We start from the raw sequence: 16,638 nt of genomic DNA, 5'->3' as shown, positions 1-16,638 counted from the left end.
CGTACACTCTCGAAACAGGATCTAGCCGATGACCGCCGAGAGGAAGCTGCGGGTGCGGGCCTCGCGCGGCCCGCCCAGAACCTCGGCGGGCGTGCCCGCCTCGACGATGCCGCCCTGGTCCATGTAGACCACGGTTTCGGCGACCTCGCGGGCGAAGCCGAGCTCGTGGGTGACGACCATCATGGTCATGCCGGAGCGCGCGAGCTCGCGCATCACCACCAGCACCTCGCCGACGAGTTCGGGGTCGAGGGCCGAGGTCGGCTCGTCGAACAGCATCAGCTGCGGCTTCATGGCGAGCGCCCGCGCGATGGCGACGCGCTGTTGCTGCCCACCAGAGAGCTGAGCGGGATAGTTGCCCGCCTTGGCGGCGAGGCCGACCCGGGCGAGCAACGCCACCGCCTCGTCCCGCACCTCCGCCGGCCGGCGGCCCTGGACGTGCACGGGGCCTTCGGTGACGTTCTCGAGCGCGGTCTTGTGCGGGAAGAGGTTGAAGCGCTGGAACACCATGCCGGTCTTGAGGCGCTGGCGCGCCACCTCGCTCTCGCTCAACGCGTGGAGCCGCCCGCCGGACTCGCGCATGCCCAAGAGTTCGCCGTCGAGCCAGATGCCGCCGGCATCGATCCGGGTGAGCTGGTTGACGCAGCGCAGCAGCGTGGTCTTGCCCGAGCCCGAGGCGCCGATCAGGCACATCACCTCGCCGGCCCGCACGTCGAGGGAGACGTCGTCGAGGGCCTTGAAGGTGCCGAAGCTCTTCGAGACGCGGCGGAAGGCGACGAGGGGCTGCGCGCTCATCGGGTGATCCTCGCGGTGCCGCGGGCGAAGCGCCGCTCGAGCAGCATCTGCAGGGGCGTCAGGATCGACACCACCAGCAGGTACCACAGGCCGGCGACGATCAGGAGTTCGATGACCCGGGAATTGGCGTAGTAGATGTTCTCGGCGGCGTGCAGCACCTCCGGAAACTGGATCACGCTGGCGAGCGAGGTCGCCTTGACCATGCCGATGAACTCGTTGCCGAGCGGCGGCAGCACCACCCGCATCGCCTGGGGCAGGATGATGCGATAGAGCGCCTTCAGGCGGCCCATGCCGATTGCCTGCGCGGCCTCGTACTGCCCGGTATCGACCGAGAGCAGGCCGGCTCGCATCACCTCCGAGGTGTAGGCGCCCTGGTTGATGCCCAAGCCGAGCAGCGCCGCGAGGAACGGGGTCATCACCTCGACCGACTTCGCCGACCACAGGCCCGGGATGCCGATGACGGGGAAGACCAGCGCCAGGTTGAACCACAGCAGCAATTGCAGGATCAGCGGCGTGCCGCGGAACAGCCAGGTATAGCCGGCGGCCACCCCCTTCAGCACCGGGTTGGGCGAGAGCCGCATCACCGCGACGACGAGGCCGAGCACGATGCCGAGGCTCATCGCCAGTACCGCCATCGTCAGGGTGTTGACGATGCCGTGCAGGATCACCGGCATGGTGAGGAAGCGACCGACGTAAGCCCACTCGATCTGTCCTTGCGCGAAGGCGCGCCCGATCAGCGCCAGGACGACAACGATCAGGCCGGCGGCGATCCAGCGGCCCCAATGGGTGCGCCGCGCAGTCGGTAGGCCGGTAAGATCGGGGAAACCCTCGGCGAGGGCGCGTCCGCTGCTCATTGGTCGCTCGCGTTCAGGAAGGGCTCGGGCACCGCATTGGCCGACAGGCCGTATCTCGCCAGAATCGTGCCGTAGGCTCCGTCGGCAATCATCAAACGCAAAGTCGCGGTCAAGGTCTCACGCAGGGCGGCGTCCTCCTTGCGCACCATGATCCCCTGGTAACCCCTGGTGAAAGGCGCGCCGACGACGCGGTAGCGGCCCGCCTCCAGACTTTGGGCGTAGGGCAGCGTCTCGCTGCCCTGGACCGCGGCGTCGATGCGGCCCTGCTTGAGCTGGTTGCGCACGTCGATGCTGTTCTCGCCCGACGCGACGATGGCCGGTGGCTTGCCCGCAGCCGCGCAGGCCGCCTTGCTCCATTCCTCGATCTGGGCCGGGAAGGAAGTGCTGCGGGTGGTGCCGATCCGCTTGCCGCAGAGATCCGCCTTAGTCTTGGCCGGGCTGCCGGCGAGGACGAAGAACTGGGCACCGGTCGTCAGGTAGTCGATGAAGTCGGCCTTGTCCCGGCGCGAGGCGCGGTCCGAGATTCCGCTGATGACGAAGTCGGACCGGCCGGTTTGCAGCGACAGGACCAGCTCGGCGAACGGCACCTCGCTCCAGGCGATGCCGACCCCGAGGCGCTTCGCCATCTCGGCCGCGAGGTCGATGTCGAGCCCCTTGAGCGTGCTGGTCTCGGGGTCGCGGTACTCCATCGGCGCGTAGGTGGCGTTGACGGAGAGCCGAAGAGTGCCGCGCTGGCGGATCTCGTCGGGCAGGCCGGCGGCGGCGGCGTGGCCCACCGCGAAGGCAGCAAGGATCGCGGGGACGAGGTCGAGCCGCATCTCTGTCACTCCGCCGCGACCGGCGCCGGCTCGATCACGCCGGCCCGCTCGGTGATTGGCCCGTACGGCGCCGGCTGGCGGTGCTGGCCGAAATCGAACATCTTGTCCTTGCCCTTGCGGCAACGGTCGAGGTCGCACTCGGCCACCACCACCTCGTCGCCGAGGGTCTGGGCCTGGGCGACGATGCGCTCGTCGGGATCGACGATGCAGGAGTCGCGCCGCGGCCCGCCGCCTCCTCAAGCAGGCGGATCAGCCGGTCGAGGGTGTGGGTGCGGGAATCGGCGCGCCGGGTCGGCCCCATCTGAGCCTCCGCGACGGTAAGGATACGAGACATCATGACCTCTGAGTAAGCACTATGCTCAAAACACAAGCATTACGCTGTGCCAGCCCACATCCATGCCCCGATCATGCACATTCGCTATGCCATCACAATCCAGCGCATTATGATAAATTCCGCTCGACTATAATGTGGAGTGATGATGAACCTGCGGCAGCTGGAGATTCTGCGGGCGGTGATCCGGCACCGCACCACCCTGGCGGCGGCCGAGGAGCTGGCGGTGTCGCAGCCGGCGGTGAGCAATGCCCTCAAGGCGATGGAGGCGCAGGTCGGCTTCCCGCTCTTCGACCGCATCAACAACCGGCTGTTTCCCACCGCCGAGGCGATGACGCTCTATCGAGAGAGCGAGGTGATCTTCGCGCTCCACGCCAAGCTCGAAGGGCGCCTGCGCGACCTTCGCGAGAACCGGCACGGGCACCTCGCCATCATGGCGACGCCTCCGCTGGCCTACGGCCTGCTGCCCCGCGCGCTCGCCGCCTTCGTACGCTCGCGGCCGCAGACGCGGCTGTTCTTCGACGTGCGCCGCTACGAGGGGGTGATCGAGGGCGTGTCCGGCCGGGTGGCGGAGCTCGGCTTCGCCCTCGGCCTGTCGAACCATGTCGGCATCGCCCACGAGGTGGTGCACCGAGGCGAGATGGTCTGCGTCATGGCTCCCGACCATCCGTTGAGCCTGAAGGCCAGCGTCACGCCGGCGGACCTCGCTCGCCACCCGTTCATCGGGCTGGAGCGCGGCACCCGCCTCGGCGAGGCCCTGCGGGACGCCTTCTCGCGGGCCGGCGTGCCGTTCGACGCCGCCGTGGAGGTGCGCTACTGCAACACCGCCTGCGTGCTGGCCGGGGCCGGTGTCGGCGTCGCGGTGGTAGACCCGTTCTCGCCCTCGCAAGGAGGCGCGCATCCGGTCACCGTGCACCGCTGGTTCCTGCGCTTGTCGAAGACCGGCGTGTGCGAGCGGCTGGCCCAAGCCCTGACGAGGGCCGATCGCGCGCGCGCCGGGCGCGACGCCAGCCCGACCGGCGCCATCCTGGATGCCCAAGCCGCTCGGTCGGGCGGGTCGGCATGGCGGGAGCACGCGGCTACGATCCGGCCCGGCGCGTCGTCGGGCGCAAGCGCCACGCGCTGACCGCCACGGATGGCCGCCTGCTGGCCGCGGCCGTCCCCCCAGCCGACCTGCACGACAGCCACGGCGGCGTCGCGTTGCTGCGCGCCTCGCGCGGCCTGTGGCCGTTCCTGGCGCACTGCTGTGCCGACCGCTCCTACCGCGGGGATCGTGTCGGTTCAGCCACCGCCATCACCGTGGATCGTCGAGCCCGAGGAGGGACAAACGGGCTTTGCCGTCCAGCCACGCCGCTGGGCGATCGAACGGACGTTCGGGTGGATCAGTCGCTGCCGTCGGCTGGCCCGCGATCATGAAGCAACCACCTCCTCCGCTCTCGCCTTCTTCGTGCTCGCCGCCGCCATGATCCTCGTCAGGCGACGCGCACAAGCCTTAGGAAACGGGGTCTCACAGCGCCGGACATCACCGCGAGCGCGCGAGCGACACCGACGGTCACCGGCCTCGCCGTCGGCCCGCACCTCTCGCGGATTACTGCGAGGCCGGAAGGCGCGCGCCGTGGACCGCGATCGGCAGGCCCTCGTAGCGGGCCTTCAGTTGCAGCGCGAGGTAACGCGAGAAATGGCGCGACTGCTGCAGGTTGCCGCCGTGGAACCAGAGCCCGGGCTGCGCGGTCGGCGTCCACATGTTGTGCAACTCGCCGTGCCAGGGGCCGGGATCGCGGGCCGTTCCCGAACCGAGGCCCCAGCACGGGCCGACCCGGCCGGCGACCTCGGGCGAGATCAGCCGCGCCGCCCAGTCGGTCATCGGGCCGTAGCCCGTGGCGGAGACGACGAGGTCGGCGGGCAGCACCGTGCCGTCGTCGAGCACCACGGCGTCCTCGGTCAGGTGGCTCACGCCCCGGCCGCTCGCCAGCCCGATCTCGCCCGAGGCAATGAGGCCAGAGGCTCCGACATCGATGTAGTAGCCCGACGCTCGACGGGGATACATCAGCCCGATGCCGGTCTCGTCCTCGCCGAAGGTCAGGAGGAAGCCGGCCTTCTCAAGGGCGGCGTAGAATGCGGCATCCTCCTCGCGGATGCGCCGCATCACGGGCCTCAACAGGCCGGGCAGCAGCGCGTAGGGGGTGGAGGCGGCGATGAGGTCCGCCCGGTCGGCGTCGATCCCGGCGGCGACCGCCGCCTCGGAATAGAGCGGGCGGCCGTGGCGCTGAAGGCTCTCGGCGCGGACGACCAGCGTAGGCGAGCGCTGCACCATCGTGACCGCAGCGCCGTGCTCCCACAGGTCGGCGGCGATGTCGTGGGCGGAGTTGTTCGCCCCCACCACGACGCATCGCTGGCCCGCGAAGGCCGCGCCGCCCGGGTGGCGGCTCGAATGGTGGTGGATGCCGCGGAAGCGCTCCGCTCCCGGATAGTCCGGCTCGTTCGGCACCCCCGACAGTCCGGTGGCGAGGACGAGATGGGTCGGGCGCAGTTCCAGGGTCTCGCCCGCCCGCTCGACCGCGACCGTCCATTCGCCGCGCCTCTCGTCGTAGGCGGCGGAGCGGCAGGCGGCGCCGTACCAGCCATCGATCTCCATGATCGACGCATAGGCCTCGAGCCAGTCGCCCATCTTGTCCTTGGGCGTGTAGACCGGCCAGTGCTCGGGGAAGGGTAGGTACGGCATGTGGTCGTACCAGACTGGATCGTGCAGGCAGAGCGAGCGGTAGCGCCGCCGCCAGGCATCGCCCGGCCGTGGCAGGCTGTCGATCACGAGCGTCGGCACGCCGAGGCGCTTGAGCCGGGCGGCGAGCCCGAGCCCGCCCTGGCCGCCGCCGACGATCAGGCAATAGGGCTGGCGATCGAGGCCGAGGCGCGCGTCGTCGGCGCGCCTGTCGGCCCAGGTGTGGCGGTTGCGAATCGCGCCGTGCTCCGTGCCGGCCTCCCGGGTCGGCCCGCTCCTCTCCTCGAAGCCCTTCAGCTCGCGCAGGGTGGTCAACAGCGTGCGGGCGAGCTCGCCGACCAGCCGGACCTGGCCGATGCCGCGGCCGAGGGCGGTCTCGAAGCGGAACCACGCCTCCACCGTCCCGCCTTTCGCGACCGCCGGGCGGTCGAGGGTGAAGCCGGAGGCTCGCGTCGCGGACGCGGTCACCGCTGCCCGGGCGCGGATCGCCGGCCGGTCCTCGGCCGTGGCGATGGTCCAGGTGAAGGCGACGAAGTCGCGCCACCAGCATTCGGGGGCGAACAGGGCCTCAACAGCGGGAGCGTCGCCCGAAGACAGGGCCTGCGCGAAACGGTCGAGCCAGGCTTGCGCGAGGGCGTCTGGGTCGGTGTCGTCCTGCATCGGAGCGTCCTGCGCCATCGGCTCAAGCCTCCGCCTTGCCAGAGAACCGGTCGAGGGCGTTGCGGGTGACGCGCTGGGTGAAAGGGTCGTGACGGGTAAGGCCCATGATCCACTCGCAGGAGCCGGCGGTCAGCACCTCGCCCTTGCCGCGCGGCATGCCGACCAGCATGCCCGACCCGTACTGGAACTTGCGCCGCGCGACTGGATACTCGTCGGCCGCGAGTTCGGCGAGACCGTTGAGGTCGCCGTCGCGCACGTAGTAGCGCGTGCCCTCGCCCTCATGCTCGTACTCGAACAACACCGCCGGGCTCATTGCCAGGATCTCGATGTTATCGGGCACGCCCGGCGCCGGCACCGGATAGGGCAGGCCCTGGCGGAAGGTGTAGTCGAGCCCATCGACCTCGTAGCCGAAGATGCCAGCTTCGGCCCCGAATACGTCGGCGTAGCGCAGGTCGGTCCCGGCGAAGGCCCAGTGCTCCGGGCGGTAGACCGTGAAGCCGCGCGAGCCGCGGGGCGCGAACCCGCCCCAGCTGCCATACATCCCATGGCAGCCATTGACGCCGACCGTCGAGGCGCCGGGCCAGGCGACGCCGCCGCTCTCCCACGACGCCGTCAGGAGGTGCTTCCTCGCCGGATCGTCGCGCACCGGGTCCATGGTCGGCGCTTTGAACTTCCAGCAGACCTGCCGGGCACCCTCCTCCTCGAGCCGGATCTGCCACAGGAAGTTGCCGCCGAACCGGGCAAAGCCCCCTCCCCGCTCGACGAAATCCTCCACGCTCCGGCGCATCTCCCACGACCAGTACTCGTCGTGGCCGCAGGTCACGAGGCAGGAATAGTCGTCGAGGATCTCGGGTCGGAGATGCAGGTCGGTCTGGGTAACGATGTCGAAGGCGTAGCCCTCGCTCTCGGCCCAGACGGCGAAGTGGCGGTCGAACTGGGCCCAGCCGGCGGCGGCGTAGTACTGGCCCCAGCCGCCGGAATAGCCCCACTCCTTCGAGGGATAGCGGGTGACGTCGTTCATATCCGGCAGCGGCGAGACGGTAATGCGGGCCGCGCCCTTGGGCAGCCAGAGCATGCCGCGGGTCCAGGGCCGCTTCAGGCTCAGGATCGGCGAGCCCTCGTTCCGATTCGGGCCCCAGGTGCCGAAGTAATGGTTGGCGCCGCCCCAGTCGTTGTAGGCGGTCCAGGTGCCGGTCGCGAGCATCAGGAGGATGCGGCCCGAGCGCGTCTGCTTCGTCGGTCGCACGACCACGAAATGGTGCTGGACGAAGCGCTCCCCGTCCCGGCGCCGGCAGGTCGAGACCACGCGGTAGAGGCCGGACCGGGTGCCGTCGGGGATCGTCCAGGCATGGACCACCGGCCAGTCGCAGCCGTCCCGGTAGGCGGTCTCGGAGGTCTTGGTGAAGGTGCCGGGCAGGTCGAAGGCCTCGTGCACCATCTCGGGCTCGAAGCCGTCGCGGTAGATCTGAATCGACCAGGTCTCCGCGGTGGTCGAGCCGTAGAACTCCACCGTCTCGCCCGGATCGAACGACATCCGGTCGGTGCAGACGAAGACCTCGGCGAGGTCCGGATCCTCGCGCGGGAACTGGAAACGGTAATCCGACAAGAAATGCTCGTCGGCATAGCCTTTGCGCACCGCCCAGGGCTTGACCGCGTGGGACCCGTTCTCCGGATGGGCGAAGGGGGGCTTTGTCATTTCCTGGGCTCCGGTTCGGGGGGTCGCGTCGTCGTCGGCTCAGGCGGTCCGCGACCGGGCGAGAGCCGCAAAGGCGCCCTCCGTCGCCTCGAGCGCTCGGTCGATCACCGCCGGCGTGTGGGCGAGGGACAGGAACAGGTTGTGGCGGTGGTGGAGGTAGACGCCGCGCTGCAAGGCCGCCAGGCAGAAGGCCTCGCCGAGCGCCGCCTCGGGATCGTCGCGAAACAGCACCACGGGCATCGCCGGCGGGCCGGTGACGTCGAGCAGGAACCCGTGGCGCGCAGCCTGCTCCAGGAGCCCGTCGCGGAAGCGCAGGCCGGCGGCCTCCAGCACCCGGGGGGCGTCGACGCGCGTCAGCTCCTTGAGCGTCGCGATCGCCGCCGCCATCGGCGCGCCGGCATACCAGAACGAGCCGGTGACGAAGACCGTGGAGGCGGCCTCTCGGAACCGCTCGGTGCCGGTGACGGCGGCGAGCGGCTGGCCGTTGGCGATCGCCTTGGAATAGCCCGCGAGGTCGGGCCTGACGCCGACCCGCTCCCAGCTGCCGCCGAGGTCGAGCCGGAACCCCGCCCGCACATCGTCGACGACGAGCGCCGCCCCGCCCCGGTCGCAGGCCGCCCGCGCCGCCGCCGCGAAGGCCCGGGTCGGCAACTCCTGCGCCTGGCCGATATCGTGCCGGAAGGCCGAGACCAGGATCGCCGCGAGGTCGTCGCCCGCCCGCGCCACCGCCTCCTCCAGGCTCGCGACGTCGTTGTACCGGTAGTGGATGAGGTGGACGCGATCCTCCGCGGTGACGCCGACGAGCGAGGGCGAGCACCACGGCACCGCGCCGTGATAGGCACCGCGGGCGACCAGCACCTTGCGGCGTCCGGTCCCGGCGCGGGCCAGCGTCACGCAGGTCGTCATCGCGTCCGAGCCGTTCTTCTGGAACATCGCCCAGTCGGCGTGCGGGATGGTCGCCACCAGGGTCTCGGCCAGCTCCACCGCATGGGGCGTTGGACCGTCGAGGCAATCGCCGCGCTCCAGCTCGCGCCGGACCGCCTCCGACACCGCCGGATGGCGGTGGCCGAGGATGATCGGGCCCCAGGCGCACATGAAGTCGATGAAGCGGCGCCCGTCCGCGTCCTCGACGGTGGCGCCTTCTCCGCCGACGAAGAATTGCGGGTAGCCCCGCGGCACCGCTGCCGCGCGCTGGTGGCCCCACATCCCGCCCGGGATCACCCGGGCGGCGCGGGCCCGCAGGCCTGCATCGCCCATCGCCTCGGGGGCCTCGACGACGCTCGGCATCGGACAGGATCCTTCGCGCTCGGCGTCGCCGACATTCCACGGCCGCCATCGGAGGTTCCAAGCATCGGCCGAAGCCCGGGGATGTCAAGCGAAACAGGCGGAGAAAGCCATATAAAATTCGGCTATTGCCGGAGCCGCGAGGATCGGCACGGCGGTGGGCCGGTGGGGACGGCCCGACGAGAATTCGACAGTCCGCGCACTGAATCGGCCATCTAGCCTGCTCTCAAGGAGCTTAGATCCTCCCTGTCGTCCCGGAGCTGCGCGACGCAGCCTGGAATCCAGAACCGCTGATGGCGGAGGATCATACGAAGGATATTCCGCGTCGTTCAGCTCCACCTGGGTTTCTGGATTCGGCGCTCCGCTTCGCGGCCCCGGACTGAGGCGGAGAGTTGGAAGCGTCGTCTCCATGTCGATCGCACGCTCGGATTGATCTTGCGCGGCGCTGCCCGTCGTACGGGCGCATTGCCTCAAAAATCGTGCTTTGAAATTCGGCTAAACTCGGCTTCAATGCCCCATCACCTCAGCCGAGAGGAAACGGCATGCTCGCCATCGGAGCCAGCGCGGGAGGGCTTGGCGTGACCGCAGCGACGACGGGCGCGGCGATCAGCGTCCGCGGCCTGACCCGCCGCTTCGGATCGGTCGTCGCCGTCGACGACGTCTCGATCGAGATTGCCGCGGGCGAGTTCATCGCGCTTCTCGGCCCCTCCGGCTCGGGCAAGTCGACCGTGCTGATGAGCCTCGCCGGGTTCGACCTACCGGATGCCGGGCGGATCCTGATTGGGGGCGAGGACTGCACGCGGCTGCCGCCGCACAGGCGCAACATCGGCATGGTGTTCCAGCACTACACGCTGTTCCCGCACCTGAGCGTCGCCGATAACGTCGCCTTCCCGCTCAAGATGCGCGGCATCGGACGGGCCGAGCGGCGGGCCCGGGCCGAGGCAGCTTTGGAGGTGGTGCGGCTCTCAGGGTTCGGGGCGCGGATGCCGCGCCAGCTCTCGGGCGGCCAGCAGCAGCGCGTCGCGCTCGCCCGCGCCATCGTCTACCGGCCCCGCGTGCTCCTGATGGACGAACCGCTCTCGGCCCTCGACAAGAACTTGCGCGAGGAGATGCAGATCGAGATCAAGCGGCTGCATGCCGAGCTCGGCATCACCATCGTGTTCGTCACCCACGACCAGGGCGAGGCGCTGACGATGGCCGACCGGGTCGCGATCCTGCGGGCCGGGCGCGTGCAGCAGATCGCGCCGGCCCGCACGCTCTACGAGCGGCCAGCCAACCTGTTCGCGGCCGGCTTCATCGGCGACATGAACCGGATCCCCACGGCCTGGGACGGGCGCGCGGCACGCATCGCCGGCCGGGCGCTGGCCCTCGACGCGGAGGCGGCGGTCTCGCCCGTGCCGCCCGGGCCGGCGATCCTCGCGGTGCGGCCGGAGCGGATCGCCGTCGCCACCTCCGACCGGCCGGACGCCCTGCCGGCCATCGTCACCGACGTGGTCTATGGCGGGGCCGGCACCCTCGTGATCGCGACGCTCGACGACGGCGCGCAGGTCCGGGCGCGCGCGCCGAGCGCCGCTTTGCCGCCGCTCGTCCCCGGCGACCGCGTCGGGCTCGTCGTCCCGCCGGGTGCGGCCCTGCTCTATCCGGCGGAGGCGCCATGACCGCCGCCCGAACCACCGCCGCCCGAAACGGTTCCGTTCCGGCAGGCCACGCGACGACCGATGCCGTCACCACCGGCTTCTTCCGGGCCCGCGGGCGGCGGATGTCGAAAGCGGCGATCGTCGGCCTGATGCTGCCGTTCTTCTCGCTGCTGTTCTTCGCCTTCCTCTACCCGCTGATGAGCCTGATCGCGATCTCGGTCACCGAGCCGCAGCCGGGGCTGGCCAACTACGCCCGGGTGTTCCAGAACCCGGTCTACGCCACGGTGCTGCTGCGGACGTTGCGCATCGCGCTCCTCGTCAGCCTGCTGTCCCTGGTCCTGGCCTTCCCGGTCGCCGCCCTGATGGCCCGGTCCAAGGGGCCGAAGCTCGCGCTGATCACCGCCTGCATCCTGCTGCCGTTCTGGTCCTCGGTGCTGGTGCGCACCGCCGCCTGGGCGGTGCTGCTCCAGCGCAACGGGCTGGTGAACGGCCTCCTCACCGGGTCCGGCGTCACCGACGCGCCGGTCAAGCTGCTCTACACGCAAGGAGCCGTAGTGGTGGCGATGACCCACGTGCTGATGCCGTTCATGGTGCTGCCGATCTACGGCGCGCTTCGCAACATCCCGACCGACCTCACCCGGGCCGCCGCGATCTGCGGCGCGGGACCGGCCCGGGCCTTCCGCGAGGTGACGCTGCCGCTGGCGCTGCCCGGCGTGACCGGCGGGTTCATCCTCGTCTTCCTGTCGGCGCTCGGCTACTTCATCACGCCCTCGCTCCTTGGGTCACCGCAGGAGATGATGATTGCGACGCTGATCTCGCAGCAGATCCGCGAGACCCTCGACTGGCCGTTCGCCTCGGCCCTCGTCGGCGTCCTGACCCTGTTCGTCACCGGCATTACCCTCGCCTTCGGTCGGCTGTTCCGGTTCGACCGCCTGATGGGAGCCCGGGCGTGAGGCCGCGCCTCCTCGACGCGGCGGTCGCCGCGATCCTCGCCTTCGTGCTGCTGCCGATCCTGATCGTCCTGCCGATGGCCTTCAGCGAGACCACCTACCTCGCCTTCCCGCCGAAGGGCTTCACCACGCAGTGGTTCCACGAGTTCTTCGACGACCGGCGCTGGATGGGGGCCCTGCGGTTCAGCCTGGAGATCGCCGCCGCGACCGCCTTCCTCGCCACGCTCGTCGGCACCATGGCGGCCTACGCGCTGCTGCGCGGCGCGGGCGCGATCGGCACGGTGTTCCGGGCGCTGCTCGTTGGCCCGATTGTCGTGCCGCACATCGCGCTGGCGGTGGCGCTCTACCTGTTCTTCCAGCGGACCGGGCTCGGCGGCACCCGCCTCGGCTACGTGCTGGCGCATGCGGTCATCGCGATGCCGTTCGTGGTGCTCACCGTGACGGCGGCGCTGGCGAGCGTCGACCCGGCGCTCGAGGACGCGGCGATGATCTGCGGCGCCTCGCGCTTCACCTCCTTCCGGTCGGTGACGCTGCCGCTGATCCTGCCCAACGTGGTGTCGGGGGCGCTGTTCGCCTTCATCATCTCGTTCGACGAGCCGGTCGTGGCCTTCTTCCTCGCCGGCATCCGCGACAAGACCCTGCCGCGGATGATGTTCGACGACATCGAGCAGAACCTGACGCCGGTCATCCCGGCGATCGCCGTGCTGCTGACCGGACTGTCGGTCGCCGTCCTGATCAGCGCCGCGCTGCTGCGCCGGCTGAGCCGGAAGAACGCGGCGCCGGCGGGAGAATGAGAGGGATCCGGGCCCCTCGCCCGGCACCGACGGGAGGTCACTCGTGACGCTGAAACGGATCGTCGTCGCCACGCTCGCCGCCGCCCTGGCCACGGCGCTGCCGGCTGCCGCCGACGAGGTGGTGATTGCCACCACCGGCGGGCTGATGCGCAACACCCTTGAGAAGCTGGTCTACCGGCCCTTTGCCAAGGCGACCGGCACCGAGATCGTGCCCTTCGACATCGAGGTGCCGGACCAGTGGGCCCGTGCCGAGGGTATGGTGCGCACGAAGCGCGTCGAGTTTGACATCGTCACGGCGACCGGGCCCGACCTCGTCAGCCGCGCCGACATGCTGATGGACATCCCCTGCGGCGAGCTCGCCCACGTGAAGGAATACGGGTTGCCGGGCGCCTGCCAGCCGAAGGGCGTGGCGCGCACCACCGGCGGCATGGTGCTGACCTACAACAAGACCGCCTTCGGCGGGCGGGCGCCGAAGAGCTGGGCCGATTTCTGGAACGTCAAGGATTTCCCCGGGCCTCGCGGCCTGCCCGATACGGGCGACCGCGACTGGTGGGTGCCCGCGGTGGCCCTGCTCGCCGACGGCGTGCCGAAGGACAAGCTGTTCCCGCTCGACCTCGACCGCGCCTACGCGAAGCTCGACCAGATCCGGCCCTACGTCGCCGTATGGTGGAAGACCGGCAACCAGGTCCAGCAGATCATGCGCGACGGCGAGGTGGTGATGACCATGTCCTATTCCGGGCGGTCGCTCGCCACGATCAAGGACGGTGCGCCCTTCGCCATGGCCTGGGACGGGGCGTTGCGCGACACCGGCTACTTCGCCATCCTCAAGGGCGCCCCGAACCCCAAGGGCGCGCTGCGGTTCATCGACTACTTCTACCAGGTCTCCGAGAGCCACCCCGCCTTCATGCGCGCGGTCGGCTACGCCACTTCGTCGTCGAAGGGGCTCGCCGGCCTGCCTGCGGACGAGCAGAAGCTGTTCGCGACCGAGCCGGCGAACTATGCCGGCCTCGTCGACCCTGACTTCAAGTGGATCGGCGACAACCGCGACGCCCTACGCGCCCGCTGGACGGCCTGGCTGACGAAGTAGGCGGCGCTCGCGGCGATGCCCCGTCAGCGGGGCATCGCGGCAGCCCCGTCAGCGGGGCATCGCGGCAGCCCCGTCAGCGGGGCATCGCGGCAGCCCCGTCAGCGGGGCATCGCGGAGGACCCGTAATGGCCGTAACGGCGATGCACTTCCCGCATCTCGTCGTCCGAGAGCAGCACCGGCTCGCCGGCCTGGCGGGCGAGGATATACTGGCGGGCGAGGGTCTCGAGCTTGACCGCGAGGTCGAGCGCCTGGGCGATGTCGCGCCCGACGGCGATCATGCCGTGATTGGCGAGCAGGCAGGCGCGGTGGCCAGCCATCGCCGCCACGGCTGCCTCGGCCAGGGCGTCGGAGCCGAACGGCGCGTAGCGGGCGCAAGGCACGCTCATGCCGCCGAAGCTCGCGACCATGTAGTGGAAGGCCGGGATCGGCCGCCTCAGGCAGGACAGGGCCACGCAGGCATCGGCGTGGGTGTGGATCACCGCGCCGATCTCGGATCGCGCCCGCATCAGCTCGGTGTGGAATCGCCACTCGCTCGACGGGATGCCATCGCCCCGTACCGTCCCGTCGAGGGCGAGGTCGACGAGCCCGGCGGGCGCGAGGGTGGCCGCCCGCGCACCCGTCGGGGTGACCAGGAGGCCGTCGCCGTGCCGGATGCTGACATTGCCGGAACTGCCGTGGTTCAGCCCCTGCGCGTCGAGCGCGCGCACGGCCTCCACGACAGCCTCCCGCTTCCTGAATTCGTCCACGCAGCAATCTCCACCCGCCGATGGAATGAGATCCTGCCATGCCGCAATAATATTCCCATGTATGCAACAGATTTTTTGAAGTTTCATTATACATATTCACCGAAAGAAACATGGAATCTGCCATGCAACTCGGAATCATTGCGGACGACCTCACCGGTGCGGTGATGGTCGCCGGCACCATCGAGGCGGCCGGGATCGCCGCCCCGGTGGTGCTGGACGGCACCACCCCGGAGACGGCCGGCTCCGGGGTGGTCGTCTACGCGACCCGGGCCCGCCTCGCCCCGGCGGCGGAGGCGGTCGCCGAGGTGGCGCGGCTCGCCGACCGGCTCGACGCGGCGGGCTGCGCCCAGATCGCATACAAGGCCTGCGCCACCTTCGATTCGACGGATGACGGCAATATCGGCCCGGTCGCCGACCTGCTCGCCGCCCGCTACGGGCAAGTCCCGCTGCTGATGAGCGCCGGGCTGCCGCGCTTCGGCACCACGGTGCATCAGGGCTACCTGTTCTACCGCGGCCGACTGGTCTCGGAATCGATCAAGCGCTTCGACCCGGTGACGCCCATGAGCGATCCCGACCTCGTGCGCAGCCTCGGTCGGCAGACGCGGGCTCGGGTCGCGTCGCTGCCGCATCGCTGGCTCGCGGCCGGACTGGACGCCGCGCGCAAGGAGCTGCGCGACCTCGCCGCGGACGGGGCGGCGATGGTGCTGATGGATTGCAGCGACGATGCCGACGCCGCGACGGGCGCGCAGCTCGCCCGCGACGACCGCGCCACGATCGGCAGCGATCCCCACATCGTCGCCCTGGCGCTTCTGCGGGGGACCCGGTCGGTGACGGCGCGCCTGCGCCCCATCGACGGGCCCGGCGCGGTGCTGGTCGGCAGCGTCGGGCCGGTGGCGCGGTCGCAGGTCGGCGCCTTCGCGGAGATCGGCGCCGTCCTGACGCTCGACATCGCCGACGACCGGCCTGAGGCGGCTCTGGTCGCCGAGGCTCTGGACTGGGCGACCAGGCGGATCGGCGAGCGGCCATTGGCCGTCGCGACGCAGGGCGAGGCCGAGGCGGTGGCGCGGGCACATGGCCGGCACGGCGCGATGGGCGCGGCGCGGCGGGCCGAGCGGATCCTCGGCGCGGTCGCCGCCGGCCTCGTCGCCCGCGGCGTGCGCCGCCTCGTGGTGTCGGGCGGCGAGACCTCGGGCGCCGTCGCGGCCACCCTCGGGATCACCCGACTGCGGGCGCTGCCGGAAGGTCCGCTCGGCAGCGGCTTCTGCGTCGCCGAGGCGCAGGTCCGGGGGGCTCCGGTCTGCTTGTCGCTGTTCCTGAAGCCCGGAAAGCTCGGCGCCGACACGATCTTCGAGGATGCCCTTGCGTCGATGCGGGATCGATGACCCAATCCGGGCCAGCCGGGGCGTCCCGGCGCAAGGGTGCGGTCCAGCCCGCGATGGAACAGGAACCGACGGTCGGACATGCTACTCGGCCGATGCGCCGGCGCGGCCAGGCGCGCGCCGCCCTCATCCTGGATGCGACCGAGGGCCTGCTCGCCGAGCGTAGTGCCGCGGATATCAGCCTAGCCGACATCGCCGCCGCGTCGGGCGTTCCGCTGCCCTCGGTCTACCACTTCTTCCCTAACCGCAACGCGGCCTTCGAGGCGCTGGCGCTCCGCTTCAACGAGGAGATCTACCGGCGCTCGATCGAAGTGCTGACCGATCCCGAGCCGCACACCTGGCAGGAGCTGCTCGACCGCAAGCACCGGCGTGCGGCGGAGTTCCAGAACGGCCGGCCGGCCGCCCTGCGGCTGTTCCTCGGCGCCGGTGTCAGCGTGGCGGTGCGCAACGCCGACCTCACCGGCAATGCCAGGATCGCGCTGAGCCGCGCCCGGATGTTCGAGGCCTACTTCCAGATTCCGCCGATCCCCGGCTTCGTGACCTCTCTGGAGATCGCCGCCGCGGCGATGGATGGCATCTGGGCGCTCTCCTATGGCCGGCATGGATGCATCACGGAGCACTATCGCCAGGAGGCGACGGCGGCGACCATCGCCTATCTGCGACGGTTCCTGCCCGAGTTTCTGCCGCGACGGCCGCTCGAGCCCGCGATGCTCGCCCGCATCGCGGTCTCACCATCGGAGGTCTCCCTCTCCATCACGGGATCGCAAGGCGGCGCGACGGAGCTGACGGCTTCGAACACCCGAGCGACGCCGACATCCACATGACGAGAGGCATCCCGGCCGAACGGCGCCGGGGTCTGGCCCCGTCGCCACGCGGCTGCAGGGGTTGCAC

General features: G+C 70.5%; 13 protein-coding genes and 3 pseudogenes. 8 read left to right on the top strand and 8 right to left on the bottom strand.

The features are described 5' to 3' along the window. Positions 1–21: 21 nt before the first annotated feature. The 4 genes and pseudogenes from DA075_RS18860 to DA075_RS18845 all read right to left on the bottom strand — a co-directional run. Positions 22–792 (bottom strand): amino acid ABC transporter ATP-binding protein, encoded by a 771-nt coding sequence (locus DA075_RS18860; RefSeq protein WP_099954509.1) that lies wholly within the window; start codon positions 790–792, stop codon positions 22–24. Next, the gene (locus DA075_RS18855) at positions 789–1,646 is read right to left on the bottom strand and encodes an amino acid ABC transporter permease (RefSeq protein WP_099954508.1); all 858 of its coding nucleotides are present in this window, start codon (positions 1,644–1,646) and stop codon (positions 789–791) included. The genes DA075_RS18860 and DA075_RS18855 overlap by 4 nt, the downstream gene beginning before the upstream one ends. Then, positions 1,643–2,464, bottom strand: a complete 822-nt coding sequence (locus tag DA075_RS18850) for an ABC transporter substrate-binding protein (RefSeq protein WP_099954507.1) — start codon at positions 2,462–2,464, stop codon at positions 1,643–1,645. Before DA075_RS18850 ends, DA075_RS18855 begins: the two co-directional genes overlap by 4 nt. A 5-nt stretch (positions 2,465–2,469) precedes the next feature. Continuing rightward, a pseudogene (locus DA075_RS18845) lies at positions 2,470–2,682 on the bottom strand (N-carbamoyl-D-amino-acid hydrolase); the annotation flags it as partial. 261 nt (positions 2,683–2,943) lie between these two features. On the opposite strand from DA075_RS18845, the pseudogene DA075_RS18840 reads away from it, so the two are divergent. Beyond that, positions 2,944–3,708 (top strand): annotated as a pseudogene (locus tag DA075_RS18840) (LysR family transcriptional regulator); the annotation flags it as partial. Further along, a pseudogene (locus DA075_RS36665) lies at positions 3,703–4,290 on the top strand (IS5 family transposase); the annotation flags it as partial. The pseudogenes DA075_RS18840 and DA075_RS36665, both read left to right, overlap by 6 nt. A gap of 93 nt (positions 4,291–4,383) precedes the next feature. Here DA075_RS36665 and DA075_RS18835 read toward each other — a convergent pair. The 3 genes from DA075_RS18835 to DA075_RS18825 are packed head-to-tail and all read right to left on the bottom strand — an operon-like array spanning position 4,384 to position 9,157. Then, positions 4,384–6,192 (bottom strand): flavin-containing monooxygenase, encoded by a 1,809-nt coding sequence (locus DA075_RS18835; protein ID WP_244936209.1) that lies wholly within the window; start codon positions 6,190–6,192, stop codon positions 4,384–4,386. Positions 6,193–6,196: 4 nt separating this feature from the next. Continuing rightward, positions 6,197–7,870, bottom strand: coding sequence for a N,N-dimethylformamidase beta subunit family domain-containing protein (locus DA075_RS18830; RefSeq protein ID WP_099954506.1), 1,674 nt, complete (start codon positions 7,868–7,870; stop codon positions 6,197–6,199). A 39-nt stretch (positions 7,871–7,909) separates the two neighbouring features. Further along, entirely contained in the window at positions 7,910–9,157 is a 1,248-nt protein-coding gene (locus tag DA075_RS18825) for an aminotransferase class III-fold pyridoxal phosphate-dependent enzyme (protein WP_099954505.1), read from the bottom strand. 575 nt (positions 9,158–9,732) lie between these two features. Between DA075_RS18825 and DA075_RS18820 the strand changes: the two genes are divergently transcribed. From DA075_RS18820 to DA075_RS18805, 4 genes are all read left to right on the top strand, one after another. Then, positions 9,733–10,812, top strand: coding sequence for an ABC transporter ATP-binding protein (locus DA075_RS18820; protein ID WP_244936207.1), 1,080 nt, complete (start codon positions 9,733–9,735; stop codon positions 10,810–10,812). A gap of 101 nt (positions 10,813–10,913) precedes the next feature. Continuing rightward, positions 10,914–11,744: an ABC transporter permease gene (locus tag DA075_RS18815; protein ID WP_244936620.1), complete on the top strand. Its 831-nt coding sequence runs from the start codon at positions 10,914–10,916 to the stop codon at positions 11,742–11,744. Next, on the top strand, positions 11,741–12,535 hold the full coding sequence (locus tag DA075_RS18810; protein WP_244936205.1) for an ABC transporter permease: 795 nt from the start codon (positions 11,741–11,743) through the stop codon (positions 12,533–12,535). The genes DA075_RS18815 and DA075_RS18810 overlap by 4 nt, the downstream gene beginning before the upstream one ends. 43 nt (positions 12,536–12,578) lie before the next feature. Beyond that, complete coding sequence (locus tag DA075_RS18805) at positions 12,579–13,622, top strand: extracellular solute-binding protein (RefSeq protein WP_244936203.1); 1,044 nt, start codon at positions 12,579–12,581, stop codon at positions 13,620–13,622. Positions 13,623–13,720: 98 nt separating this feature from the next. On the opposite strand, the gene DA075_RS18800 is transcribed toward DA075_RS18805, so the two are convergent. Continuing rightward, positions 13,721–14,368, bottom strand: a complete 648-nt coding sequence (locus DA075_RS18800) for a class II aldolase/adducin family protein (RefSeq protein WP_244936201.1) — start codon at positions 14,366–14,368, stop codon at positions 13,721–13,723. Positions 14,369–14,490: 122 nt separating this feature from the next. Here DA075_RS18800 and DA075_RS18795 point away from each other — a divergent pair, with 122 nt between their 5' ends. Next, the gene (locus DA075_RS18795; RefSeq protein WP_099956667.1) at positions 14,491–15,750 is read left to right on the top strand and encodes a four-carbon acid sugar kinase family protein; all 1,260 of its coding nucleotides are present in this window, start codon (positions 14,491–14,493) and stop codon (positions 15,748–15,750) included. 92 nt (positions 15,751–15,842) lie between these two features. After that, on the top strand, positions 15,843–16,571 hold the full coding sequence (locus DA075_RS18790; RefSeq protein ID WP_164712395.1) for a TetR/AcrR family transcriptional regulator: 729 nt from the start codon (positions 15,843–15,845) through the stop codon (positions 16,569–16,571). The last annotated feature ends 67 nt before the right edge of the window (positions 16,572–16,638 follow it).

Source organism: Methylobacterium currus (genome assembly GCF_003058325.1).
In the GTDB taxonomy this organism is placed as follows: Bacteria; Pseudomonadota; Alphaproteobacteria; order Rhizobiales; family Beijerinckiaceae; genus Methylobacterium; species Methylobacterium currus.
The sequence above is the reverse complement of the archived record's forward strand: the minus strand, read 5'-3'. Positions and strand labels throughout refer to the sequence as shown.